Here is a 23,271-nt window from a genome sequence, read left to right as displayed (position 1 = left end):
CGACACACAATGGGATCAAAGCGCAGCCAAATGCACGAAAAGCAATTTGACTGAGAAAAGCCGCGTATCGCTCCGCGTGTCGCATCGCGTATCGCGACGATCGCGACGGGAAGAAGTGCTCGTGAGCGCCGATCCTCCGTCCTCCGGCCGCCCGACCGGGCCGCCCTCCGGCCCGCTGTCGGGCTCCTCGCGGCCCCCGTCCGGACCACCGCCCTCCCAACCGCCGGGTGGCGGTGGCGGAGCCCAGGGTCCCCATGGGCCGTGGTGGAAGTCCGTGCCACGGGTGGCAGCCATCAGCGCCGCCGTCGTCGCCGCCGTAGTCCTCGCGGTGGTCTTCACCCGGCCGGGTGGCGGATCCGCCAAGGGCGGCGAGGTCTTCCTGCAGTCCGCGAACAGCACCGGCCAGGACCCGTTCACGGAGTCCACCGCGAGGCAGAGTTCCGCCCCGCCCCCGCCCTCCACCGCGCCCTCCGGCACGACCAACGCGGTCCAGGGAGTCGACGGCGGAGCGCCCGGGCTGTACGGCGGCACCCAGCGCACTCCCGCCTGCGACGTCGAGAAGCAGGTCAAGTTCCTCCAGGCCGACCAGGGAAAGGAGAAGGCCTTCGCCTCTGTGGTCGGCGTCCAGCCCTCCGGCGTGCCCGCCTATCTGCGCTCGCTGACCCCGGTTCAGCTGCGCGTCGACACCCGGGTCACCAACCACGGGTACCGCGACGGGGCCGCCACCAGCTACCAGTCGGTGCTCCAGGCGGGCACCGCCGTGCTGGTGGACAGCCACGGCGTCCCCCGCGTGCGCTGCGCCTGCGGCAACCCGCTGAACGCGCCGGTCGCCCAGAAGAGCACGCCGAAGCTGGTGGGCCCGCGCTGGCCCTCGTACCGGCCCTCCAACGTGATCGTGGTGACGCCCGCGCCGCAGGTCGTCAACGTCTTCGTGCTCTACGACAACCGCCACCAGGACTGGATCCACCGTCAGCGCGGTGACCAGTACGGCCGGCACGACGAGCACGCCAGGCCGCCGGCGTTCCCGCACCCCTGGAACTCGCCCCGGCCCCCCTCCCCGTCGACGTCGTCCTCGTCGAGCGCGTCGCCGTCCCCGTCGAAGTCCTCCCCGTCCTCTTCGCCCTCGTCTTCCTCTTCCTCGTCCTCGCCGTCGTCGTCGAGTTCGTCGCCGTCGTCCTCCTCCTCGTCCCCGTCGTCGTCCGCTTCGTCCTCCAAGTCCTCGTCTTCGTCGTCGTCCTCACCGTCAGGATCGAAGTCGTCGGAATCGAAGTCACCGTCGGAGTCGAAGTCGTCGGCATCGCAGTCGTCCGGGTCCAAGTCGTCCTCGACCCAGTCGTCCTCGACCCAGCCGTCCTCCGCCGGGCCGGCGTCGCCGTCCGCGGGCTCTCCCTCGGCCCAGACCTCCAGCGCCGGCGAGAAGTCGTCGCAGCAGCAGACGACCGGCTCCGTTCAGCAGTCCTCTGTGAATTCCGTGCCGGCCCCGCCGACCCCGGGGACGCCCGGCGAGTCGGGCGCGATCACGCCCCCACAGCAGGCACCGCAGGGCTCGCCTTCGCAGTGAGCGGTCGCCGCTCCGGGCGGCGTGACCATCGCCACTGTGCGCGGTGGGCGACCGTCCGGGGGGACTGCCGAGCCCGGCACGGGGTACGAGGACAGGTGCAACAGGCGACCGGCCGGGCCGGGCTTTCCGAGAGAGACAGCATGACCAACCACCTTGGCGAGGCAGTGATAGCGACTGGCTTTGACGTACCCGTGGAGCCGCTGTGGCGCGCGGCGCACTACACCGGCGAACCCGGTTGCATCGCCCAGGCACGCGCCTTCGCCTCCCGGTTCCTGGAGCAACTGCGCACCGAGTGGTGCGCCATCGCCGACCGCCGCGCCTACGGTGAGCTGCTCCTCGTCGTGAGCGAACTCGTCACCAACGCCGACCGGCACAGCAACGGCCCGTACATCCTGGAACTGGAAGGCACGGACAGTGCCGTCACGGTGTGCGTCTACGACAGCAGCTCCGCCCTTCCCCGCCGCTTCCCCAGGGACCCCGAACGCGTCGGACGCCACGGCATGGAGATCGTGCACGCCCTGGCCTCGGATGTCACCGCGGAGCGCGTGCCCGTGGGCAAGCGGGTGCGCGCCCGCTTCGAACTGAACCGCTGAACCGAACCGGGGCGCCGTCTCAGGCGCGGTCGAGTTCGCCGAGCATCCCCTCGCGCAGCCGGGCGATGATCCGCTTGATCAGCCGGGACACATGCATCTGGGAGCAGCCGAGCCGTTCCCCGATCTCCGCCTGGGTGGCCTCCTCGACGAACCGCAGATGGATGATCCGCCGGTCCCGCTCGCTCAGTTCCGCCATCAGCGGCGCGAGCGCCTGGAAGTCCTCGACGAGCCGCAGCCCCTCCTCCTCCACGCCGATGAAGTCGGCGAGCACCGCCTCGCCGTCCTCCGTCCCGTCACCGGTGAGTGCGGCGTCCAGGGAGGCGGAGTTGTACCCGTTGGAGGCGAGCTGAGCCTCGACCACCTGGTCCTCGGGGATGTTCATCAGGGTCGCCAGCTCGGCCACCGTCGGGTCCCGGTCCAGCCGGCTGGACAGCTCCTCGCGCGCCTTGGCCAATTCCACCCGCAGCTCCTGGAGCCGGCGCGGCACGTGCACCGCCCAGGTGGTGTCCCGGAAGAACCGCTTGATCTCGCCGACGATGTACGGCAGCGCGAAGGAGGTGAACTCCACCTCGCGGGCCAGCTCGAACCGGTCGATGGCCTTGATCAGGCCGATCATGCCGGTCTGGACGATGTCCTCCATGTCGTCGCCGCGGTTCCGGAAGCGTCCGGCCGCGAACCGCACCAGCGACATGTTCATCTCGATGAGGGTGTTGCGCGCGTACTGGTACTCGTGCGTGCCCTCCTCCAGTTCGGTAAGCCGGCGGAAGAACTGCCGGGACAGCTCCCGTGCGTCACGTGGTGCGACGGACGCCGGGTCCGCTATGCCGGGCAGTGCCTCCGGTACCTCGCCCGGCCTGTCCTGCGCGGTCCTCTCGGCGACCTCTGCTTCCGGCTGGATCCCGGCGGTGTTCATGTGCCTCTCCCACGAAAGTCCTGGTCCTGTGTCTGCCTAGGCGGCTTCAGTGTGTCCGTTCTTTTCCGTTCGTCCGCTTTACCCATCACTCGGTGTTTCACACGTACCAGCGGATGCCGCTGACCGGGCGAGTACCCCCGGTCACGCCGCGCATGCACCCGCGGCCGCCAGGCCGGGGAATCGGCCGACGCCGGTCCGGCCGGCACAGCCCGGGCCCGAGCGACGGCGGAGAAGGAGCGGCTGTGGCGCGACCTGGTCGGCGGGGTACTGCGCCGTGAGCGGCGGGCACAGGACCGCGCCCCGAAGGACGTGGCCGACGCGGCCAGGATCTCGCTGCCCTGCCCTGCCCTTTCCTGCCTCGCCGAGATCGAGCGCGGCCGCACGTCGGCCTCCTCGGAGGTCTTCGCGGCCGCGGCGCACGCCCTCGGCGACCTGCTCTCACTGGCCCACGACGGGCTGACCAGGCGCACGGGCGCGCAGCACCGGACCATATGGTTCGGCGGCCCGGCCGATGAGTTTCGCCGCGAGGATCGGTCGACACTGGTGACCGCGTTCCCTCGCCAAGGAGGTACTCATGACCACCGACGGATTCTTCACCTGTCTCTGGTTCGACGGCCAGGCCGAGGAGGCCGCCGAGTTCTACGTGTCGGTCTTCAAGAACTCCAGCCTCGGCCGGGTCAGCCGCTACACCGACTCCGCTCCCGGTGAGACCGGCTCCGTGCTGACCGTCGAGTTCACGGCCAACGGCCAGAAGTTCGTCGCGCTCAACGGCGGCCCCCAGTTCAAGTTCAACGAGGCCATCTCCTTCCAGATCCTGTGCGCCGACCAGGCGGAGATCGACCACTACTGGACCAAGCTCACCGAGAACGGCGGCGAGGGCGGGCCCTGCGGCTGGCTGAAGGACAGGTTCGGCGTCTCCTGGCAGGTCGTCTACGACCGGATCCCCGAGATCCTCCACGACCCCGACCCGGAGAAGGTCGACCGCGCCATGAAGGCCGTGATGGGCATGGGCAAGCTGGACGTCGCCGCGCTGGAGAAGGCGTACGCGGGGGAGTAGCGGACCCCGTCAGTGCGCGACCGTCACCCGGCCTCGGCGAGGATCTCGGTGATCACATGCCGGGAGTTCTCCGCCAGGGCCGGGTTCGTGTCCCAGTAGTACGGCAGCTGGATCAGCGAGATCGACAGCGCCCAGCCCCGGCCCCGCGCCCACTGAGCGTCGTCGGCGCCGACGGCCTTGCGGAAGGTGTCCCGGACGGACGCGGGCAGCAGGTTCCAGGCCACGATCAGATCCACGGCCGGGTCACCCGCTCCCGCGCAGCCGAAGTCGAGTACCGCGCTCAGCCCGCCCTCGTCGACCAGCACGTTCCCGGGGGAGAGGTCCCCGTGGGCCCACACCGGCGGCCCCGTGTGCTCCGGCGCCCGCAGGGACTCCTCCCACAGGGCTGTGACCGCGCCGGCGTCGACCCTCGGGTCCAGCTCGGCGACGGCCGCCCGGGTGGAGTCGTCCCGGTCTCGCAGCGGACCGCCCCGGTAGCCGGACGGTGCGTCCTGTGGCGCGATCCGGCGCAGCGCGCGCACGAACGCCGCGAGGTCCTCGGCGAGCCGTTCCGGCTCCCGCACGGCCCCGGCCACCGGATTGTGCCCCTGCAGCCAGCGGTAGACCGACCAGGGCCACGGATAACCCTCGTCCGGCTCGCCGATGGCCACCGGTTCGGGCACGGCGACCGGCAGCAGCGGCCCGAGCCGGGGCAGCCAGCGCTGCTCCAGCGCCAGGTCCCCTACGGCGCCGGGCCGCCGGGGCAGCCGTACCAGCAGGTCGGTGCCCAGCCGGAACATGGCGTTCTCGGTCCCGGCGGACGGCAGCCGGCGCACCGGCAGCGCCGCCCACTGCGGGAACCGGCGGGCGATCAGGCGCTGGACGAGCGGGGCGTCGAGGTCGATCTCGTCCGCGTGCATTCTCGGCGGAGTCTGGCTGTCGTGGGCACTCATCGGGGCCCATCCCAGCGCCTCGGCGCCCTCGCCGTCCAATGGATTTCCGTCTTCCTCAGACCCGGTCGGCCGCGATCAGCAGGTACTGGAAGCTGCGGTTGCGGTAGGCGTCCAGGAACGTGTCCTCGATGCCCGTGACCAGGTGGTCGGCCTCCCTGCGCAGTTCCCAGTAGGGGATCGTCGCCGCGGTCAGGTCCTCGACGTGCACCGGCACCAGGCGGTTGCGGGCCATCGCCTTGAAGTACTCCGAGCGCGGGTGGATGTCGCAGATGTAGTGGGCGTTGATGAGCGACACCTCGCGCGAGGCCTGCCCGTAGGTGTCGTTGTAGCAGCCGGTGATCACCACATAGCGTCCGCCACGGCGCAGCAGCCGGGCGTGCTCGGCGAACAGCAGGTCCAGCTCGACGTACATGGTGGACTCGTTGTTCCACGAGGCCGCGTACGCGCCGGTCTCGAAGCCGGTGTCGAGCATGTTGCGGTGGTGGTAGCGCACCTTGTCGTCGATGTCCCGGGCGCGGGCCTGCTCGTTCGCGAACTCGGCCTGTTTGGCGGAGATGGTGACGCCGTCGGCGTGGCAGCCGTACCGCAGATGCGCCACGACACTACCGCCGCCCCGGCCGCAGCCGGCGTCGAAGACCCGGTCGGCGGGGGTCAGCGGGCCGAGATGCGCGGCGAGCAGCTCGGCCTGGGCGTGCTCCAGGCGGTGCAGTTCGGCGGTGACGCGGGCCCGGCGCCGGTCCGGATCGGGCTCGTCGAGCACCGACCGGTCGGCCTCTCCGATGCCGTAGTGATGGTGGTACAGGTCGTCGATCTTGCCGAGTTCGAGGTTGACCGGATTCTCCTCGGCGTTCCAGTAGTCCGCGACCCGGTTCTGGTAGACGGACTGGGTCGGGATCGCAGCGGGCGTGGTCCGGGCGACGGGGGCGGTGGTCAAAGGTGGCTCCTCGCGCATGTGGCGGCGTTCGTCGTGCATGTGACGGTGTTTCGGGAGAGGGCGGTCACCAGTAGTCGGGCAGGTGGTAGCGGTGGGTGTTGGTGGCGTGCCACTCGTGGTTGCCGGACACCCAGGCGGCGAGCCCCCGGGCGTAGCGCTCCACCAGCGGCGAGGTGGCCGACAGCAGGGCCGACTCCTCCTCGAAGGCCGCCATGATCCGGTTGTGGATCTCGACGGACTTCAGATAGGCGGCCTTCAGCCCGCGCCGCTCGTTGGCGGCGACGACCTGCGGCAGGTTGAGATGGTCGGGGTCGCCGGCCAGTTCCTTGGTGAAGGAGTACAGGTCGTTGACGATCGTGGTGGCGTTGCAGGCGAGGGCCGTGATCCGCTGGATCTCGGGACGGGCGTAGATCTGCTCGGGCAGCTCGTAGCCGTCCACGGCGTCGACGATCGACAGACAGGGGCGGAAGTTGTTGAACTGCCGCATCACCAGGTACTCCCAGATCCGCGGCTTGTACCGCGTCTCCGCCCAGGCGGCCTCCGCGAGGTAGCCCAGGTGCAGCCGGGCGATGTCGTGCACGAACCGGTCGGTCTGGCTGGGCGTGGCGAAGCCGGCGAAGTCCTCCAGGGCGAAGTGGTACGAGCGCAGCGGACCGTCGGCCCGTACGCCCTGGCGCCACTCCTCCTCCAGCTCCGGGACGCCGTGGTAGGGGTCGAGCGCGGACTGGGCAAGGATCAGCCGGCCCCCGAGGCCGCGGCGCGCCGCGCCCCGGCCCTCGTCCTCCTCGCAGTAGCAGGAGTCGACGATGTTCTCGGCGAGCAGCAGCTTCCCGGCGGCCGTGAGGCGGTCCAGGTCCAGCGCGCCCGGATGCTGCAGGACGACGGCCCGGCCGAACTGGAAGCCGGAGAAGTCCCCCTTCCAGGCCTCCGGGAACAGATCCAGGCCACGGGCCCACGTCTCCAGCCTGCGGTCCACCTCGGCGGCCTGCACCGGGTCGGCGGGTACGGCCGGCTGGTGGTGCAGTCCGGGGACGGCTCCGGTGCGGCGGGGTCTGCGCAGGCTCGCGGCGATGTCAGGCGGCCCCGGCAGTGTGTAGGAGGGAGCGGGCGTGCCCGTGGTCTGCTCGGACGTCATTCGGGGAACCGGCCGATCTGGACGTTCTCCAGCATCCCGGCCGCGTCGGGCACCAGGATGGCCATCGAGTAGTAGGCGGTCACGAGGTAGCTGATGATCGCGGCCGAGTCGATGCCCATGAACCGGACGTTCAGCCCCGGCTGGAACTCCTCCGGGATGCCGGTCTGGTAGAGGCCGACCACCCCCTGGTCCGCCTCGCCGGTGCGCAGCGCGATGATGCTGGTGGTGTGGTCGTCGCTGATCGGGATCTTGCTGCACGGGAAGATCGGCACCCCGCGCCACGCCGGCACCTCGTGTCCGTCGACGCTCGCCGTGCCGGGCACCAGACCACGCCGGTTGCACTGCCGGAAGAACGCCGCGATCGCCTTGGGGTGGGCGAGGAACACCTTGGTCTTGCGCCGCATCGACAGCAGCTCGTCCAGGTCGTCCGGCACCGGCGGCCCGGTGAAGGTGCTGATCCGCTGGCCGTAGTCGACGTTGTGCAGCAGCCCGAACTCCCGGTTGTTGACCAGTTCCCACTCCTGGCGCTCGCGGATCTCCTCGACCGTGAGCCTCAGCTGCTGCTGGGTCTGGTCCATGGGGTGGTTGTAGAGGTCGGCGACCCGGGTGTGCACCCGCAGCACGGTCTGGGTGAGGGACAACTCGTATTCGCGCGGGGCGAGTTCGTAGTCCACGAAGCCGCCGGGCAGTGTGGGCTCGCCGACATGGCCGGCCTGCACCGGCACCTCGGCCTCGCCCTTGCGGTTCATCGGCCGCTGCTGCCGCTCCACATAGGCCCGCAGGTGCGCGCCGAGGGACGGGACGCGTTCGGTGAACTCCTGCACGACGGCCCAGGGCAGCGCGAGCACCACCCCCGACGTCTCCGCCCGCACCGAGGTCAGCCACAGCGGATCGGACTGCCCGACCGCCTCGTCGCCCATCTGGTCGCCGTCGGTGACGACCCCGGTGATCTCCTCGTCGCCGTACTTGCCGGCGGTGTAGCGAGTGAACCGGCCGTGGACGACCAGATAGGCCTCCGTCACGGGCTGACCCGCCTCGAACAGCACCTGCCCGGCGCGCACCTCCCGGGACTGGAAGCGGCCGGCGATCTCCCGCAGCACCTCGCCGTCCGGATAGCCGCGCAGGATCGGCAGCTCGGTCAGCGTCTGAGGGATGACCCGGATGTCGTCGGCGCCGTTCTGCTCGAAGTGCACCCGGCCGCGGCCCGTGCTCAGGGTCAGGCGGCGGTTGACCCGGTAGGTGCCACCCCTGACGTCCACCCACGGCAGGGTCTTCAGGAGCCATCGCGAGGTGATGGCCTGCATCTGCGGTTCGGACTTGGTGGTCGTGGTGAGCTGGCGTGCCGCCCGGGTGCTCAGGCTGGTGAGCTGCCCGTCGGCCGCGGGGTCGGGGGCGGGTTCGTCGACGGCGGAACCGGTGGCGCTGTCCGGTGTGGTCACATTCCCTCCAGCGGAGCTGCGTGCGAACAGGGGTGGCCGGATCGCCGGGTGGTGAGCGTGGTGATCCAGCACCCGGGCCAAGCCAAACAGTCCTCGTGAGGCGCCCGATACAGCGCGAAGGGGGCTGATCATGACACTCGGGTGTGTAAACCTTCCGATCGGGGCACGACCGGCAAACGGTGTGATCGGGCGCCGGTGCACTGTGCCCCCGGCCGGTGTCTGCGCGCGCCGGTGTGGTGCGCCCCCGGGCGCTCGGGAGAGGCCGTCGACCAGGGCGCAGGACAGGTTCAGGTCAGGTCGTCGACCAGGACGGCCGCCCCGTCGAACCGGCCGGCCTTGAGGTCGGCGAGCGCCTGTGGGGCGCGGGAGAGCGGATAGGCGTGCGTGGTCGCGCGCACGCCGTGCCGGGCGGCCAGGGCGAGAAACTCCCGGCCGTCCGCACGGGTGTTGGAGGTGACGCTGCGCAGTTCCTTCTCGTAGAACAACTCGGTCGCGTAGTGCAGCGGGGGCACGTCGGTCAGGTGGATGCCGGCGAGGGCCAGCACGCCGCCCCGGTCGAGGGCGCGCAGCGCCACCGGGACCAGGTCGCCGACCGGGGCGAACAGGATCGCCGCGTCCAGCGGCTCCGGCGGCGCCTCGTGCAGGTCCCGCGCGGAGGCCGCGCCCAGCTCCAGGGCCAGCCTGCGGGCGGCGGGCTCCCGGGTGATCACATGCACGGTGGCACCCTCCGCGAGCGCCACCTGCGCGCACAGATGGGCACTGCCCCCGAACCCGTACAGGCCGAGCCGGCCGCCCTTGGGCAGCCCGGTCCGGCGCAGCGCACGGAATCCGATGATCCCCGCGCACAGCAGCGGCGCCGCAGCCACATCGTCCAGGGCGCCGGGCAGCGGGTAGGCGAAGCCGGCCGGCACGGTCGTGTACTCTGCGTATCCGCCGTCGGCGTCCCAGCCGGTGTACTCCGAGTACGGGCACAGGTTCTCGGCGCCCCGCGCGCAGTACGCGCACACCCCGTCGGTGCGCCGCAGCCAGGCCACGCCGACCCGGTCGCCCGGCGCGAAGTCCCGCACCGCGGCCCCGGCCCCCACGACCTCGCCGACCGCCTCGTGGCCGGGGGTGACCCCTTGCCGGTGCACCGGCAGATCGCCCTCGGTGACATGCAGATCGGTCCGGCACACCCCACAGGCCCGCACCCGCACCAGCAGCTCGTCCGCCCCCGGCACCGGCACGGGCCGCTCCACCAGCCGCAGCGGATGGTCGTCGACCGGCCCCGGCAGCACCACCGACCACGCCCGCATCGTGCTCGTCGTCATCGCACCGTCGCCTCCACTCCCATTGTCCGGGCGGTTCCCCGGTTCGGCGCGCGGGCCGACGGCCGGATGGCTAGCGTGAGCTTCGGGACGCAAGCCTCACAGGTGGGGGGACCATCCGTACGGGACCGAAGACCAGGAGGGCCGCGAGCATGGCCGTGCAACCCGAGGGAACGCCCTGTTGGGCCGATGCGATGTTCAGCGACGTCGAGGGAGCCAAGCGGTTCTACGGCGACGTCCTCGGCTGGACCTTCGGCGAGTCGTCGTCGGAGTACGGCAACTACACGCAGGCCTACGCGGAGGGCAAGGCGGTGGCGGCCGTGGTCCCGCCCATGCCCGGCCAGGAGGGCCAGTCGCAGTGGTGCCTGTACTTCGCCTCGCCGGACGCCGCCGCCACGGCGGAGAAGATCCGGGAGAACGGCGGCGAGGTGCTGATGGAGCCGATGCAGGTCGGGGACTTCGGCACGATGTGCCTGGCCCGCGAGCCCAGCGGGGCCGTCTTCGGCGTCTGGCAGGCCGGCAGCCACGAGGGCTTCGAGGCGACGGCGACCCCGGGCGCGTACTGCTGGGCCGAGGTCTTCACCCGTGAGCCCGAGAAGGCCGACGCCTTCCTCTCCGCCGTCTTCCCGTACCGGATGCAGGACATCGTGGACGACGCGGTGGACTTCCGGATGTTCGACATCGGCGACGACACCGTCCTCGGCCGGATGCGGATGACCGACGACTTCCCGCCCGAGGTGCCCTCGTACATCAACGTCTACTTCACCGTCGACGACTGCGACGAGGCCGTGGCCCGCGCCACCAAGCTCGGCGGTGTCCTCCGCTTCGGGCCGATGAGCAGCCCCTTCGGCCGGTTCGCGGCGCTCAGCGACCCGCAGGGCGCGAACTTCTCCGTGATCGACATCACGACCACGGAGGGGGAGATGCCCAAGGTCAAGGCGGTCTGACCGGCCCGTCACGGCGTCCCGCGCGGCCGTGGCATGATCGTGCGTATGCGTGAACGTGTGGTGGCCGCGTGCGACGGGGCTTCGAAGGGAAACCCCGGACCGGCCGGATGGGCGTGGGTGGTCTCGGACGGCGACGAGCGGACCCCCGCCCGCTGGGAGGCGGGCCCGCTCGGCCGGGCCACCAACAACGTCGCGGAACTCACCGCCCTGGAGCGGCTGCTCACGGCCGTCGAGCCGGATGTGCCGCTGGAGATCCGCATGGACTCCCAGTACGCGATGAAGGCCGTCACCACCTGGCTGCCCGGCTGGAAGCGCAACGGCTGGAAGACCGCGGCCGGCAAGCCCGTCGCCAACCAGGAGCTGGTCGTCCGCATCGACGCGCTCCTCGACGGCCGCACGGTCGAGTTCCGCTACGTTCCGGCCCACCAGGTCGACGGCGACCCGCTGAACGACTTCGCCGACCGCGCCGCCAGCCAGGCCGCCTCCGTCCAGGAAGCGGCCGGCAGCGCGCTCGGCTCCCCGGAGCCGCCGCCCTCGCCCGGCACCCCGAAGGCGGCCGCCGCGCGCGGGAAGGCGCCCCGCCGCACCGGCGGCGCGGCCTCCTCCCGCACCATCAAGGCGAAGTTCCCCGGCCGCTGCCTGTGCGGCCGCGGCTACGCGGCCGGCGAGTCCATCGCCAAGAACGCGCAGGGCTGGGGCCACCCGGAGTGCCGCACCGCCGAGGCCTGAGCACAACGGGTCCGATCAGCTGTCGAAGGTGTAGTACCGCGTGTGGTCCAGCAGGTCGGCCGGACGCACGTCGTTCCACGGCTTCATCGTCTCGTTCAGGTCGACGACGTCGGGCGTGCCGTCCGTGGGCAGGTAGCCCGCGTCCGGATGCCGCCGCTGCCACTCCGCCCACAGCTTGTCCACGAAGGCGTGGTGCAGCCAGAACACCGGGTCGTTGGGGGAGACCCCGGTGCCCATCTGCCCGCCGACCCAGACATGGACCCGGTTGTGCAGATTGACCCCGCGCCATCCCTCCAGGTTGTTGCGGAAGCCGTCCGAGGCGCTGTTGTACGGCGCCATGTCGTACGTCGGTATCGACAGCACCGACTCCACCTCCGCGCGCGTCGGCAGCTCGCGCACGGCCGTGCCGAGCGAGCGGCGCAGGAACGTACGGCCGTCCACCCGTATGTTCATCGGCCAGTTGCCGGCCGACGCGGCGAACGGCCCGTCCATCACCCGGCCGTCCGTGCTGCGCCCGGTGCCGCCGAGGAAGTCCGGCGCCCACAGCGAGGCACGCACCGTGCGGTCGGTGCTCCAGTCCCAGTACGGCAGCGCGACTGAGGAGTCCACCGACTGCAGCGCCTGCTCGAAGTCGAGCAGGAATCTGCGGTGCCAGGGCAGGAACGACGGTGAGCGGTGGCCGGTCCGCTCGCCGGTGTCGGTGTCCGACATGATGAACTCGTTGTGCGTGCGGACGAACTCGTCGTAGCGCCCGGTGCGCTTGAGTTCGAGGACGGCGGACACGAACCGCTTCTTCTCGTCGGCGGTCAGGGTGGCCTGGTTCTTGCGTACGGTCATGGTGCGCGATGCTCCGGTGAGTCCTTGCGGGGGCGGTCAGTTGGCGGGGAAGGGCAGCAGCGGGGCGCCCTGCAGTTCGTCCACCGCGGCCCGGGCGGCGGCGCGCGGGGTGGACACCGGGTCGTAGTGGCTGACGACGCTGATCCAGCTGCCGTCTGCGTTGCGCATCACATGCAGCTGTACGCCGTCGATCAACACCTCGTAGCCACCGTGGTGTTCGTGGTGGTGACCGCCGGAGCCCGGCGTCATCGGCCGGCCCTGTATCCGGCGGCCCTTGTAGACCTCGTCGAAGGTCTGCGGCATCGGCATGGGGTGGTCGTGGCCGGCGGCCGAGGCGGTGGGGGCCGCGAGGGTGGTCACGGCGGCCGTCGCGGCGAGCGCCGCGGTCGCGGTGAGCGCGCGGCGCCGGGTGATGTGGGGCATACGGGTCCTCCTGGAGGCTGTTCCGGTGGTGACGACGTATGCCTATCGGCGGCTGTGAGGCGGGCGGAAATCGCCCGGAACCGGTTGGCTGCGATCAGGACAATTGGCCACATGTCGTATAGCGTTGAACCAAGATGATCTTGCTGTGGGCGGCGGTTGGCGCACCCCGGAACAGGGAATTCCTTGCCCCGCTCGCCCCGTTTCCGGTGGTCCTTCTCGGCTGCCGTCCGTCCGAGTGGCCCGGCTCACCACGCCAAACTGACGCGATCGGGCGGCCCGACCGCCCTGCTACCCTGCGAATCCGACCGACCGCATCGGGTGACTGTCTGGGGCGTGCACGTGAAGGTCGTCTGTGTCGGAGGCGGGCCCGCCGGCCTGTACCTCGCCGTCCTCCTCAAGCGGCAGAACCCGTCCCATGACATCACCGTCCACGAGCGCAACCCCGAGGGCTCGGCCTGCGGCCGGGGCGCGACGTACCGGCACGGTCTTCTCGACCGGCTGCACGAGTACGATCCCGCCTCGGCGCGGGCGATCGGGCACGCCTCCGTCGGCTGGAGCGACGGCATCGAGCACATGCCCGGCCTGACGACCCGTCACCAAGGCGGCCAGGGCTTCGGCATCGGCCGGCACCGGCTGCTCGACCTGCTCGCCGACCGGGCCCGCACGCTCGGCGTCCGGCTGGAGTTCGAGAGCGAGATCACCGAACCGCCGCAAGGCGTGGACCTCGCCGTCTCGGCGGACGGGATGCACAGCGCCCTGCGCGGCGGCGGGCACAGCACCTGCGTCGCCGAGTGCTCCCCGGAGACCTTCACCGGGCTCGGCCTGGACCTGCTGGAGCGGCTCTTCGCGGACGTCCTCGACGGCCACCCGCTCATCGGCCGCCCTAGCGGCCGGCTCACCAACCTGGCACCACGGCAACCTGGTACAGCGCGGCGACGCCGCCCACACCACCCACTACTCCTGGGGAGCCGACACCACCCTCGCCCTGGAAGACGCCATGTGCCTCGCCCGCGCCCGGCACGCCTGGTCGTCGGTCCACCGCGGCTTGTTCCCCGCCCGTTCCCGCCGCCGGCCCACACCGGTTTCCCCCACCCGACTCCGGTTTCTCCCATCCCCCCACACCGAGGAGTTCCGTCCATGGCCGTACCCGTCTCGTTCGATCAGACCTCGACCGGCTACAGCCTGCAACGCGCCTACTGGCTGGCCCGCGCCGCCGACCTGGCCTACAAGGACCGCGCCGTCATCGAGGACCAGGCCGCCCAGTGGGGCTTCGACCACGTGCGCCACCACGAGACCCGCTTCACCCCGCCGTTCCCGCTGCAGGACACCCAGGCGTACACCGTGGCCAGCGACCGGATGATCGTCACCGCGTTCCGCGGCACCGAACCCGACCAGATCAAGGACTGGCTCACCGACGCCACCACCCCGCCGAGGCCCGGCCCCGGGGGCAACGGATACGTCCACCACGGATTCGCCGAGGCCCTGGAATCGGTGTATCCGGCCGTCCACCACACCCTCGCCGAGCTGCGCACCGACGGCCAGACCGTGTACTTCACCGGGCACAGCCTCGGCGGCGCCCTCGCGATGCTGGCCGGCGCCCGGATGTATCTGGAGGACCCGCACCTGGCCGCCGACGGCGTGTACACCTACGGCCAGCCGCGCACCTGCGACCGGCTGCTCGCCGAGGCGTTCCACAAGGGGTTCGGCGGCCGTATGTACCGCTTCGTCAACAACAACGACATCGTTCCCCAGTTGCCGCCCGAGCCCGTCTTCACCCATGTCCGTGCCCTGCGCTACATCGACTCCCACGGCCGGCTGCACGAGAGCATGCCCATGCTGTCGGCGCTCACCGACCGCGCGACCGGACTGACCGCCGACGCCTTCGCGCCCGCCTCCGACGGCATCCGCGACCACTTCATGCACAACTATCTGACGGCTCTGGAGAAGAACCTCGACTGAGGGCCGCCCCGAGCAGGGCCCGTGCCGACTTGCAGAAGGCCGCGAGCAGTCGGCCGTTGTCACCGGCGCGGGTCGCCAGCGCGACCTGGCTCGGCTCGACGCCGTGCAGGGGGATCGCCGTCAGGCCGGGGCGGAGAGGGATGCCCGGAACACCCGCCGTGATCACCAGCGCCTGGCCCGAGGCGACGAGTTCGAACTTGTCCTCGAAGTCGTTGACGTACGGGCCGTCGGGAGCCGGGCACCCGTCGGGGCGCGGGTCGATGCGCCAGAACGCGTCCCTGAGCCGGTCCCCGACCCGGGGGAGCGGCTCCCCGGCGATGTCGTCCACGGTGACCGACTCCTGGCCGGCCAGCCGGTGGTGGACGGGAAGGACGACGACGCGCGGCTCGTCGTACAGCACCGTGACCCGCAGGCCCTCCGTCGCGAACGGCAGCCGGGCCACGAGCGCGTCCACGCGGTGATCGAGCAGCGCCTGGCGCGCCTCCGTCCCGCGCAGGTGCGTGGTCCGCACCTCGGCGTCCGGAAACCTGCGCCGCAGATCGCGCACGGCCGCGGTGACGTAGACGCCGGTGGTGTACCCGATGGTGATCCGGCTGGGCTCGGCGGCGGCCCGGGCCACCGCGGCCGCCTCCGCAGCGGTGCGCAGCAGGGCCTTCGCGCGCGGCAGAAAGGCCTCGCCCGCGTCGGTGAGCCGGGTGCCCTGCGGAGTGCGGTCGAGCAGCCGGGCGCCGAGCACCTGCTCCAGCCGCCGCACCTGACGGCTGAGGGACGGCTGGGAGATGTGCAGAGCGGTGGCGGCACGCCCGAAGTGCCGGTGCTCGGCCACGACGGTGAAGTACCGCACCAGCCTCAGGTCCAGGTCCGGCGCAGCCGCGGGGACGTCCATGGCGCCAGCGTATGCCTACGGCCCGACAAGGGGTCATGCCCGAACCGTATTGCGCGGTGCGAAAGAGGCTTTGGACGCGGCCGGCCCGGCGGACGAACGATGGAAGCACGTCCACCCAGCAGCCGAGGAGCGCCTCTTCATGCGTGTTTTCGTCACCGGTGCCACCGGGTTCATCGGTTCCGCCGTCGTCCCCGAACTGATCGGCGCGGGCCACGAGGTCGTCGGCCTGGCCCGCTCGGCCGACGGTGCCACGGCTCTGCGGGCGGCCGGGGCCGAGGTCCACCGGGGCAGCCTGGACGACCCCGCGGACCTGGCCCGCGCGGCGGCCGAGGCCGACGGCGTCATCCACCTCGCCGCCGTGTTCGGCACCGCCGACGTCCGCGCCGCCGGCGCCGTCCAGCTGAGCGCCATCGAGGCGATCGGCGCCGCCCTGACGGGCTCCGAGCGTGCCTTCGTGGTCACCTCGGGCACGCTGATCGCCCCGGCGGGCCGTCTGTTCACCGAGGAGGACGCAGCCGCTCCGGGCACCCACCGGACCCCCTCCGAGGAGGCGGCCCTCGCCCTGGCCGGACGCGGCGTGCGGAGCTCACTGGTCCGGCTCGCGCCCTCCGTGCACGGCCGCGGAGACCAGGGCTATGTGCCGCGCCTGATCGCGATCGCGAAAAAGAAGGGCGTGGCGGCGTACGTCGGTGACGGCGCCAACCGCTGGCCCGGCGTCCACCGTCTCGACGCAGCCCGGTTGTTCCGGCTGGCCTTGGAGAAGGCCCCGGCGGGCACCCGGCTGCACGGCACGGACGAGGAAGGGGTGCCGTTCCGCGCCATCGCCGAGGTCATCGGGCGGCATCTGGACGTCCCGGTCACCGGGATCCCGCCCGAGGAGGCCGACGGGCACTTCGGCCTCCTGGGCCGGTGGGCCGGGGCCGACAACCCCACGTCGAGCGCGCTGACCCGCGAGCTGCTCGGCTGGGAGCCACGCGAGACGGGACTGCTCGCGGACCTGGACGAGGGCCACTACTTCCAGGTCTAGCCGGCCGTCGTCTCCCGAAGGTGGCGGGTACGGCCGTCCCCGGTCCGCGGTCGGCCGCAGCGCCGACAGCAGCGGGGCCTGCGCGCCGGGGACGCCGGTCTCGGCGGGGTCGTCGAGACCGGTCACCCGGATCTCCACCGAACCGTTGACCGGGAACCGGCCCCGTGCCGCGTACGCGGCCAGCCGCTCCCCGTAGAACCGCGTGAACGGGAGGTGTGTACGGCGTACCTGTTCGCGGTCACCCGCAGGGTGGTCGGCCGGAGATACAGCAGCGTCTTCTTCGGCGGCGCCCACAGGTCGGCGGAGTCCGTGGCCGCGGGCCCCAGCGAGGCCACGGGTGAGCTGCCTGAAGGGGCACGGTCTGGGGGAACACCCGGCGCCGGGAAGCATGTACGGCTCGCTCAGCAATCGCGTCCTGGAGCTGACGACGGTCTGTCCCCACGCATCCCCTCGGTGATCGTGAGCGGCGACCAGCCGTGGGAAGAGCCCCGCGCGCGGACCCACCAGCCGCTGCGCCAGGCCCAGTAGACGACGGCGAGCACCTGCTCGGGCCCGGTCGGCGCGCAGGCCCACAGCCCGTCGGCGGCGATCTCACCCGGTCAGTTGCGATACTCCGAGCGGTGGAGCGCCACCTGCGCCGGAGGCTCGGGGAGTTCGGGCGCGGCCGCCGCCGGGTCGGCCGCGATCAGCGCCGGTACGGCGGCCAGTGCAAGCGGCGCCGCGCAGCAGACCGCGCCGGCTGACCGCGCCCGAACCGCCGCCCGGAGAAGGAAAGTTGTCCATCGAACGTTCGATCACATGGTCATGCCAGGGACCGCTGTACGTCTTTCAGCGTTCCGTCGACCCATCTCACCCATGTGAGCAAAGTGCACAGCCCGCCCGTCGGAGCGGCTCGTTCCGCGCGTCCCGGTGCCGGATGACACACTGGCGCCATGGACGAACGCGTAATGGGCAGGTCGGGTCAGTGGGCGTCGGTGATCGGTCTCGGCACATGGCAGCTGGGCGCCGACTGGGGCGACGTGGACGACAAGGAGGCGCTGTCCGTCCTCGAGGCCGCCGCCGAGGCGGGCGTCACCTTCTTCGACACGGCCGACGTGTACGGCGACGGACGCAGCGAGGAGACCATCGCCTCGTTCCTGCGCGGCCGGCCCGATCTGCATGTCCTGGTGGCGACCAAGATGGGCCGCCGGGTCGAGCAGATCCCCGAGAACTACGTCCTGGACAACTTCCGTGCCTGGAACGACCGCTCCCGCCGCAACCTCGGCGTCGACCGCATCGACCTGGTCCAGCTGCACTGTCCGCCGACGCCCGTCTACTCCTCCGACGCGGTGTTCGACGCCCTGGACACCTTGGTCGAGGAGGAGCGCGTCGCGGCGTACGGGGTGAGCGTGGAGACCTGCGCCGAGGCGCTTACCGCGATCGCCCGGCCGAACGTGGCGAGCGTGCAGATCATCCTGAACCCGTTCCGCATGAAACCCCTGCGGGAGGTGCTCCCCGCCGCCCGTGCGGCCGGCGTCGGCATCATCGCGCGTGTGCCCCTCGCCTCCGGCCTGCTGTCCGGCAAGTACACCAAGGACACCGTGTTCGCCGCCAACGACCACCGCACCTTCAACCGGCACGGCGAGGCCTTCGACCAGGGCGAGACCTTCTCCGGCGTCGACTACGAGACCGGTGTCGAGGCCGCCGCCGAGTTCGCCGCGCTGGCCCCCGAGGGTTACACCCCGGCCCAGTTGGCGCTGCGCTGGATCACCGAGCAGGACGGCGTGACCACGGTCATCCCGGGCGCCCGCAACCCGGAGCAGGCCCGGGCGAACGCGGCCGCCGCCAAGTTGCCGCCGCTGCCCGAGGAGACGTTCACGGCGATCCGTGAGCTGTACGACCGGCGGATCAAGGACCAGGTCGAGCACCGCTGGTAGTCGCTGTGTCACCCGTCGTTTGAACGGACGTCCGGGCGGTTACACGCAAGCGCATGAACGAGGAAGGACCGCGCAGGGGGCGGCACGAGACCGAGGAGGAGCGGGCCGACCGAATGTGGGTCGAGCTCATCCAGGAGGTCCGCGTCGCCCAGACGGGCGTGCAGATTCTGTTCGGCTTCCTGCTGACCGTCGTCTTCCAGCCGAAGTACGCGACGCTGTCCCACGCCGACCAGGTCATCTACATCGTGACCGTCGTCCTGGGCGCCTGCGCGACCGGCGCCCTCATCGGCCCGGTGTCCCTGCACCGGCTGGTGTCGGGCCGCCGGATCAAGCCGCAGACCGTGCGGCTGGCGGCCCGGATGACCTTCGTGGGCCTGGTCCTGCTCCTCGCGACGATGGCGTCCGCCCTGCTGCTGATCCTCCGGGTGGCCACGCAGGGCGGCTATGTGCCGTATCTGCTGGCGGCCGTCGTCGTCTGGTACCTGGTCTGCTGGTACGGCCTGCCGCTGTGGGCCCGCCACCGGCACACGACTGCATCGGCCACCGACCGCCTCGGGCGGGGGCAGTCCCCTCCAGCACCCGGAGCTGACGGCCGTGGCGGCGGCTGAGCAGCAGCACGGAATCTCCGCGGCGGGGCGGCGTGGTCACGGGAGAGACGGGTTCCCGCCGGCTCCGCGCAGCGCGGCCAGGCAGCTGCCGATGGCCTGCTGGAGTTCCTCCAGGCCCCGGACCATGTCGTCCTCGAAGAAGTCCTGGGCGTCGTCGAAGGTCAGCTCCTCGAACGCCCTCCTCGCCTTCTGCAGGCTGTTGTAGAACTTCGCCCGCCGCTCCTGCACGCGCAGTCCGGGACGCATTGGCCATGTTTGGGCGAACTCGTTTCGGCGCCGCCAGCGCGCGTCAGCCGAAGGCCTCCCGCAGCGCGGGCAGCAGCGTCTTCGCCGACCAGTCCAGATACTCCGCCTGCGCGTCGCCGCCGATCTGCACGAGCGCGATCTCCCCGAACCCGGCGTCGGCGTAGGGCCGTACGGCCGCCACGAAGGCGTCCGGGTCGTCGCCGCACGGGATGGAGGCGGCGACGTCGTCCTCGTCCACGAACTGCGTCGCGGACTCGAAGGAGTCGGGGTGCGGCAGTTCGGCGTTCACCTTCCAGCCGAGCCCGAACCAGCGGAACTGGGAGTGGGCGCGCTTGACCGCCGTGTCCCGGTCGGGGTCGTAGCACACCGGCAACTGGCCGACCCGGGGTTTGCCGCTGCCGCCGTGCCGGTCGAAGGCCTCCAGCAGTCCCGGTTTCGGCTCGGTCGCGATGACCAGGTCGGCGAGGTGCCCGGCGAGTGCGCAGGACTGGTCGCCGGAGACGGCGATGCCGATCGGCGGGGGCTGGTCCGGCAGATCCCACAGCCGGGCCGACTCCACGTCGTAGTGCGGCCCATGGTGGGTGACATGGCCGCCCTCGAACAGGGCGCGAATGATCCCCACGGCCTCCTCGAGCATCTCGTGGCGCACGTCCACCGGGGGCCAGCCGCCGCCCACCACATGCTCGTTCAGGTTCTCGCCGGCGCCCAGCCCGAGCCGGAACCTGCCCTGGGACAGCAGTTGCACGGTGGCCGCCTGCTGCGCCACGATCGCCGGGTGGTAGCGGAGGATGGGGCAGGTCACATAGGTCATCAGCGGAATCCGCGAGGTGGCCTGGGCGGCGGCCCCGAGCACGCTCCACGCGTACGGGGAGTGGCCCTGCGAGGGCAGCCACGGAGAGTAGTGGTCGGAGATCACTGAGAAGTCGAACCCGGTCTCCTCGGCCCGGACGACGTGGTCCACGAGGTCCCGGGGGCCTGCCTGCTCGGTCATCATCGTGTATCCGATTTGCACCATACCTGGCGAGTCCCCGGGGCGGCGGCTCGAAAACGAGCCACGGGTGCCGGTCAGTGCCGCGGCACCCGGAACGTCTGCAGGAACGTCCTCAGCGCCAGCCGGTTCGCGGCGTCGCCCCAGGTCGCGGCGGGGGTCGTGAAGCGCAGCGAGAAGCTGTCGCCGCCGCCCGTCAGAAAGCCCCGCCCGAAGGTGTGCACCCGCGCGTCCCCCGTCCCCGCCAGCCACTCCAGGTCGGCGGCCCGGTACCTCTGGTACGTGGTGGCCCGGACGGTGCCGACGCCCTGGTAGCCGGGGAGCCGCTCAAGACCTGGCTCGACGTCGTCCCGCCATACGGCCACGGGATCCGGGCCGACGTGCTCGCTGTGCGTGACGGCGAGGGTGGGGGAGGTACCGCCCCGGCCGAAGGTGACGCGGTAGGCGCCGGTGACGCGGGTGGTGGTCAGCCGCTGCCAGCCGTCCGGCAGGGCGACGGAGAAGCCCTCCGGTGCGGTGTAGCGGTGATAGCCGGACGGCAGGGCGGGCGAGGCGCTCGGCGCCGGGGCCGGTGAGGAGGGCGCGGTGCCCGCGGTGCGCCGGCCGGCCGAGATGGTGGGCTGGGCCGGTGCCTGCGCGCTGCCGACGCCCGGCGACCTGTGGGTCGCGACCAGGACGGCGGCCGCCACGGTGACCACGGCCAGCACGGTACCGGCCGCCAGCAGCCCTCTGCCCCGCTCCCGCCCGGCGAGGCGGACACCCGCGTACGCGGCGCGCAGCCGGGGCACGGGGGCCGGCTCCCGGTCGGCGTCGGCGTCCTCGTCGAGGGTCCGGACCAGGGCCTCCCGGACCACCGGCCGGGTCAGCCGCTCCCGCGAGTTCTTCCGCAGCAGCCCCTGCACGGCCTGGGTGAGCGGGCCCGTGCGCAGCGGGGTGCGCAGCGGCAGCCGGTCCACGGCCTTCAGAGTGGCGTCGGGCCGGCCGCGGTCGCGGAACGGCGGCCGGCCCTCCGCCATCGTGTACAGCAGCGCCCCCAGCGCCCACAGGTCGGCGGCCGGTCCGATCCGCTCGTCGCGGGCCTGCTCGGGCGAGGCGTACGACGGTGCCGTGAGCCGTGGCACCAGCGTCGCGCCGGCCAGCCCGAACCCGGTGACGACGACCGGCCCGCTGTCCCGCACGAAGACCTGGCCGGGACTCAACTCGCCGTGGGTGATGCCCTCCTCGTGCGCGGCCTGCAGCACATCGAGCAGTTCCACGCCGATCCGGGCCGCCCGCGCGACATTGAACGCGCCCTCGCGATCGAGGAGTTCGACGAGAGGCGTGCCATCGATCCACTCGGTGACCGTCCACAGGGTGCCGGCCTCCACCACGGCGTCCACGACCGTGGCGACCTGGCCCGGGCACAGCAGCCGCATGGTCTCGGAGGTCCGGATGACCCGGGCCGTGACCCGGCGCGCGGTGTCGTCGGCGGAGAGTTCCGGCAGGGTGGTCTGGGACACCAGCCGGGGCTGCTCCGCCGGCACGTCCTCGGCGTACCACCACAGGCGGTTCGTCTCGCGGGCGAAGACCTCCAGGAGCCGGTACCGTCCGGCGGCCAACTGGTGTGCGGAGACGTGCGCCTTGGTCATGGTCATCCCTCGCTGAAACCCCTGTTGTGTGTCTCACAGAGGTACGCGGGGCGTGCGGGGGTGCGTTCAAAGAATCCGCGAGTCCGGTGCCGTTCCTGCCTTTCATTCAATTCTTCGAAAGGGCTTGCGAGTTTGGGATGGCCGCACCCGGGGGGTGTTCGACCTGCGGGTAACCGAGGGTAAATTCCCGGGTGCGCCCTGGCTCACAGCAGCCCGAACCGCTCGGCCCAGCCGGTCAGTTCCCGTGGTGTCGAATTGCCGCCGCACACCACGAGTCCGATCCGGGCGCCGTCGCCGACCCGGGCCACGACCTGGCGCACCGCCGGCAGCAGACAGCCCGCGGCCGGCTCGGCCCACACCTTGGCGTGCTCGGCCAGGTCCAGCGAGCCCCGCACCGCGTCCCGGTCCGGCACCACCAGCACCTCCTCCACCAGCGCCGACGCATGGTCGTACGTCAGCTGGGACACGGAGGGCGCGCTGAGCGTGGTGACCAGCGACGACAGGGGCACCGGCAGCGGTCCGCCCGCCTTCAGCGCGCCGGACATGGCCTCGGCGCCCTCGGTCTCCACGCCCCAGACGCGGACCCCGGGGCGCCGGGCGGCGAGGGCCGCCGCGACCCCGGCGATCAGCCCACCGCCGCCGATGCTGACCAGGACGTCCGTCAGGCCGTCCGCCGCGTCCTCGGCCAACTCCAGTCCGACCGTGCCCTGTCCGGCGATCACCACTGGGTCGTCGAACGGGTGGACCAGGGTCAGCCCCTCGTCCCTGAGCCGCGTCACCAGCGCGAAGGCGCTGTCCATGCCGTCGGTCAGCCGCACCTGCGCGCCCGCCTGCCCGGCGAGCGCGACGGAACGCTCCGGCGCGGTACGGGGCATGACCACGGTCGCCTTCACATCGAGGGCCGCGGCCATCACCGCGAGGGCGATCCCGTGGTTGCCGCCGCTGACCGCGACCACGCCCGCCGCCCGCTCGGCCGCGCTCAGCGTCAGCAGCTTCGCCGTCGCCCCGCGCGCCTTGAACGAGCCGGTGCGCTGCAGCAGTTCGAGCTTGGCGGTGACCGGGACGCCGAGCAGCTCGGTCAGACCCGGACTCGGCACGGTCGGCGTCCGCACGACGTGTCCGGCGATCCGCTCCGCCGCGGCTTCGATCTCCGTGATGCCGATCAAGGTGCTTCACCCTTCCGGCGCGGGGTGAGGGCCGCGCCGA

Annotated in this window: 20 protein-coding genes and 4 pseudogenes; 10 read left to right on the top strand and 14 right to left on the bottom strand. The window is 71.8% G+C overall.

Annotated elements, in window-relative coordinates:
- Nucleotides 1-121 precede the first annotated feature (121 nt).
- Both ACWCQS_RS31905 and ACWCQS_RS31900 read left to right on the top strand, forming a co-directional pair.
- Nucleotides 122-1,330: pseudogene (locus ACWCQS_RS31905) on the top strand (DUF6777 domain-containing protein); the annotation flags it as partial.
- A 371-nt stretch (nt 1,331-1,701) separates the two neighbouring features.
- Complete coding sequence (locus ACWCQS_RS31900) at nt 1,702-2,154, top strand: ATP-binding protein (protein ID WP_451007664.1); 453 nt, start codon at nt 1,702-1,704, stop codon at nt 2,152-2,154.
- Between the two features lie 19 nt (nt 2,155-2,173).
- Here ACWCQS_RS31900 and ACWCQS_RS31895 read toward each other — a convergent pair whose 3' ends face one another.
- Nucleotides 2,174-3,067, bottom strand: coding sequence for an RNA polymerase sigma factor SigF (locus ACWCQS_RS31895; protein WP_451007663.1), 894 nt, complete (start codon nt 3,065-3,067; stop codon nt 2,174-2,176).
- Between the two features lie 574 nt (nt 3,068-3,641).
- Here ACWCQS_RS31895 and ACWCQS_RS31890 point away from each other — a divergent pair.
- Nucleotides 3,642-4,124, top strand: coding sequence for a VOC family protein (locus ACWCQS_RS31890; RefSeq protein ID WP_451007662.1), 483 nt, complete (start codon nt 3,642-3,644; stop codon nt 4,122-4,124).
- A gap of 23 nt (nt 4,125-4,147) precedes the next feature.
- Here ACWCQS_RS31890 and ACWCQS_RS31885 read toward each other — a convergent pair whose 3' ends face one another.
- The 5 genes from ACWCQS_RS31885 to ACWCQS_RS31865 form a co-directional block, all read right to left on the bottom strand.
- A complete protein-coding gene (locus ACWCQS_RS31885) occupies nt 4,148-5,023 on the bottom strand; it encodes an aminoglycoside phosphotransferase family protein (RefSeq protein WP_451007661.1) in 876 nt (291 codons plus the stop codon).
- 88 nt (nt 5,024-5,111) lie between these two features.
- Nucleotides 5,112-5,990: a geranyl diphosphate 2-C-methyltransferase gene (locus ACWCQS_RS31880; RefSeq protein ID WP_451007660.1), complete on the bottom strand. Its 879-nt coding sequence runs from the start codon at nt 5,988-5,990 to the stop codon at nt 5,112-5,114.
- A gap of 64 nt (nt 5,991-6,054) precedes the next feature.
- Complete coding sequence (locus ACWCQS_RS31875; protein ID WP_451007659.1) at nt 6,055-7,125, bottom strand: family 2 encapsulin nanocompartment cargo protein terpene cyclase; 1,071 nt, start codon at nt 7,123-7,125, stop codon at nt 6,055-6,057.
- Entirely contained in the window at nt 7,122-8,564 is a 1,443-nt protein-coding gene (locus tag ACWCQS_RS31870; RefSeq protein WP_451007658.1) for a family 2B encapsulin nanocompartment shell protein, read from the bottom strand. The genes ACWCQS_RS31875 and ACWCQS_RS31870 overlap by 4 nt, the downstream gene beginning before the upstream one ends.
- Before the next feature lie 287 nt (nt 8,565-8,851).
- Entirely contained in the window at nt 8,852-9,859 is a 1,008-nt protein-coding gene (locus ACWCQS_RS31865) for a zinc-binding alcohol dehydrogenase family protein (RefSeq protein ID WP_451007798.1), read from the bottom strand.
- Between the two features lie 164 nt (nt 9,860-10,023).
- Between ACWCQS_RS31865 and ACWCQS_RS31860 the strand changes: the two genes are divergently transcribed.
- Together ACWCQS_RS31860 and ACWCQS_RS31855 are read left to right on the top strand one after the other, a co-directional pair.
- The gene (locus tag ACWCQS_RS31860) at nt 10,024-10,818 is read left to right on the top strand and encodes a VOC family protein (protein ID WP_451007657.1); all 795 of its coding nucleotides are present in this window, start codon (nt 10,024-10,026) and stop codon (nt 10,816-10,818) included.
- 33 nt (nt 10,819-10,851) lie between these two features.
- Nucleotides 10,852-11,547: a ribonuclease H family protein gene (locus ACWCQS_RS31855; RefSeq protein ID WP_451007656.1), complete on the top strand. Its 696-nt coding sequence runs from the start codon at nt 10,852-10,854 to the stop codon at nt 11,545-11,547.
- Nucleotides 11,548-11,562: 15 nt separating this feature from the next.
- On the opposite strand, the gene melC2 is transcribed toward ACWCQS_RS31855, so the two are convergent.
- Nucleotides 11,563-12,384, bottom strand: a complete 822-nt coding sequence (melC2, locus tag ACWCQS_RS31850) for a tyrosinase MelC2 (RefSeq protein ID WP_451007655.1) — start codon at nt 12,382-12,384, stop codon at nt 11,563-11,565.
- 36 nt (nt 12,385-12,420) lie between these two features.
- A complete protein-coding gene (gene melC1 / locus ACWCQS_RS31845) occupies nt 12,421-12,807 on the bottom strand; it encodes an apotyrosinase chaperone MelC1 (RefSeq protein ID WP_451007654.1) in 387 nt (128 codons plus the stop codon).
- Nucleotides 12,808-13,146: 339 nt separating this feature from the next.
- Here melC1 and ACWCQS_RS31840 point away from each other — a divergent pair.
- Together ACWCQS_RS31840 and ACWCQS_RS31835 are read left to right on the top strand one after the other, a co-directional pair.
- Nucleotides 13,147-13,822 (top strand): annotated as a pseudogene (locus tag ACWCQS_RS31840) (NAD(P)-binding protein); the annotation flags it as partial.
- Between the two features lie 122 nt (nt 13,823-13,944).
- Nucleotides 13,945-14,766, top strand: a complete 822-nt coding sequence (locus ACWCQS_RS31835) for a lipase family protein (protein WP_451007653.1) — start codon at nt 13,945-13,947, stop codon at nt 14,764-14,766.
- Here ACWCQS_RS31835 and ACWCQS_RS31830 read toward each other — a convergent pair.
- On the bottom strand, nt 14,723-15,652 hold the full coding sequence (locus ACWCQS_RS31830; RefSeq protein WP_451007652.1) for a LysR substrate-binding domain-containing protein: 930 nt from the start codon (nt 15,650-15,652) through the stop codon (nt 14,723-14,725). The genes ACWCQS_RS31835 and ACWCQS_RS31830 overlap by 44 nt on opposite strands.
- A gap of 139 nt (nt 15,653-15,791) precedes the next feature.
- On the opposite strand from ACWCQS_RS31830, the gene ACWCQS_RS31825 reads away from it, so the two are divergent.
- Complete coding sequence (locus ACWCQS_RS31825) at nt 15,792-16,679, top strand: SDR family oxidoreductase (RefSeq protein ID WP_451007651.1); 888 nt, start codon at nt 15,792-15,794, stop codon at nt 16,677-16,679.
- 99 nt (nt 16,680-16,778) lie between these two features.
- Here ACWCQS_RS31825 and ACWCQS_RS31820 read toward each other — a convergent pair.
- Nucleotides 16,779-17,014 (bottom strand): annotated as a pseudogene (locus ACWCQS_RS31820) (cholesterol oxidase substrate-binding domain-containing protein); the annotation flags it as partial.
- A 597-nt stretch (nt 17,015-17,611) separates the two neighbouring features.
- Between ACWCQS_RS31820 and ACWCQS_RS31815 the strand changes: the two are divergent.
- Together ACWCQS_RS31815 and ACWCQS_RS31810 are read left to right on the top strand one after the other, a co-directional pair.
- Nucleotides 17,612-18,595 carry an aldo/keto reductase gene (locus ACWCQS_RS31815; protein ID WP_451007650.1) on the top strand — a complete coding sequence of 328 codons (984 nt, stop codon included), beginning with the start codon at nt 17,612-17,614 and terminating at the stop codon, nt 18,593-18,595.
- A 53-nt stretch (nt 18,596-18,648) separates the two neighbouring features.
- Complete coding sequence (locus ACWCQS_RS31810) at nt 18,649-19,203, top strand: DUF6328 family protein (protein WP_451007649.1); 555 nt, start codon at nt 18,649-18,651, stop codon at nt 19,201-19,203.
- Between the two features lie 36 nt (nt 19,204-19,239).
- Here the strand turns inward: ACWCQS_RS31810 and ACWCQS_RS31805 are convergent.
- From ACWCQS_RS31805 to ACWCQS_RS31790, 4 genes and pseudogenes are all read right to left on the bottom strand, one after another.
- Nucleotides 19,240-19,443, bottom strand: a pseudogene (locus ACWCQS_RS31805) (hypothetical protein); the annotation flags it as partial.
- A 49-nt stretch (nt 19,444-19,492) separates the two neighbouring features.
- Nucleotides 19,493-20,464 carry an LLM class F420-dependent oxidoreductase gene (locus tag ACWCQS_RS31800; protein ID WP_451007648.1) on the bottom strand — a complete coding sequence of 324 codons (972 nt, stop codon included), beginning with the start codon at nt 20,462-20,464 and terminating at the stop codon, nt 19,493-19,495.
- A gap of 50 nt (nt 20,465-20,514) precedes the next feature.
- Complete coding sequence (locus ACWCQS_RS31795; RefSeq protein WP_451007647.1) at nt 20,515-22,071, bottom strand: protein kinase domain-containing protein; 1,557 nt, start codon at nt 22,069-22,071, stop codon at nt 20,515-20,517.
- Between the two features lie 197 nt (nt 22,072-22,268).
- Nucleotides 22,269-23,231 (bottom strand): threonine/serine dehydratase, encoded by a 963-nt coding sequence (locus ACWCQS_RS31790; protein WP_451007646.1) that lies wholly within the window; start codon nt 23,229-23,231, stop codon nt 22,269-22,271.
- Nucleotides 23,232-23,271 lie beyond the last annotated feature (40 nt).

This window comes from Streptomyces sp. NPDC002076 (assembly GCF_053593835.1).
The sequence above is the reverse complement of the archived record's forward strand: the minus strand, read 5'-3'. Positions and strand labels throughout refer to the sequence as shown.

Bases quoted from the DNA above. Each gene is read 5' to 3' on its own strand.
- ACWCQS_RS31860 (WP_451007657.1), top strand. From the start codon at position 10,024: ATGGCCGTGCAACCCGAGGGAACGCCCTGTTGGGCCGATGCGATGTTC.
- ACWCQS_RS31890 (WP_451007662.1), top strand. From the start codon at position 3,642: ATGACCACCGACGGATTCTTCACCTGTCTCTGGTTCGACGGCCAGGCC.
- ACWCQS_RS31900 (WP_451007664.1), top strand. From the start codon at position 1,702: ATGACCAACCACCTTGGCGAGGCAGTGATAGCGACTGGCTTTGACGTA.
- ACWCQS_RS31865 (WP_451007798.1), bottom strand. From the start codon at position 9,859: ATGCGGGCGTGGTCGGTGGTGCTGCCGGGGCCGGTCGACGACCATCCG.
- ACWCQS_RS31885 (WP_451007661.1), bottom strand. From the start codon at position 5,023: ATGCACGCGGACGAGATCGACCTCGACGCCCCGCTCGTCCAGCGCCTG.
- ACWCQS_RS31795 (WP_451007647.1), bottom strand. From the start codon at position 22,071: ATGACCATGACCAAGGCGCACGTCTCCGCACACCAGTTGGCCGCCGGA.
- melC1 (WP_451007654.1), bottom strand. From the start codon at position 12,807: ATGCCCCACATCACCCGGCGCCGCGCGCTCACCGCGACCGCGGCGCTC.
- ACWCQS_RS31835 (WP_451007653.1), top strand. From the start codon at position 13,945: ATGGCCGTACCCGTCTCGTTCGATCAGACCTCGACCGGCTACAGCCTG.
- ACWCQS_RS31815 (WP_451007650.1), top strand. From the start codon at position 17,612: ATGGACGAACGCGTAATGGGCAGGTCGGGTCAGTGGGCGTCGGTGATC.
- ACWCQS_RS31875 (WP_451007659.1), bottom strand. From the start codon at position 7,125: ATGACGTCCGAGCAGACCACGGGCACGCCCGCTCCCTCCTACACACTG.
- ACWCQS_RS31855 (WP_451007656.1), top strand. From the start codon at position 10,852: ATGATCGTGCGTATGCGTGAACGTGTGGTGGCCGCGTGCGACGGGGCT.
- ACWCQS_RS31895 (WP_451007663.1), bottom strand. From the start codon at position 3,067: ATGAACACCGCCGGGATCCAGCCGGAAGCAGAGGTCGCCGAGAGGACC.
- ACWCQS_RS31810 (WP_451007649.1), top strand. From the start codon at position 18,649: ATGAACGAGGAAGGACCGCGCAGGGGGCGGCACGAGACCGAGGAGGAG.
- melC2 (WP_451007655.1), bottom strand. From the start codon at position 12,384: ATGACCGTACGCAAGAACCAGGCCACCCTGACCGCCGACGAGAAGAAG.
- ACWCQS_RS31825 (WP_451007651.1), top strand. From the start codon at position 15,792: ATGCGTGTTTTCGTCACCGGTGCCACCGGGTTCATCGGTTCCGCCGTC.
- ACWCQS_RS31800 (WP_451007648.1), bottom strand. From the start codon at position 20,464: ATGGTGCAAATCGGATACACGATGATGACCGAGCAGGCAGGCCCCCGG.
- ACWCQS_RS31830 (WP_451007652.1), bottom strand. From the start codon at position 15,652: ATGGACGTCCCCGCGGCTGCGCCGGACCTGGACCTGAGGCTGGTGCGG.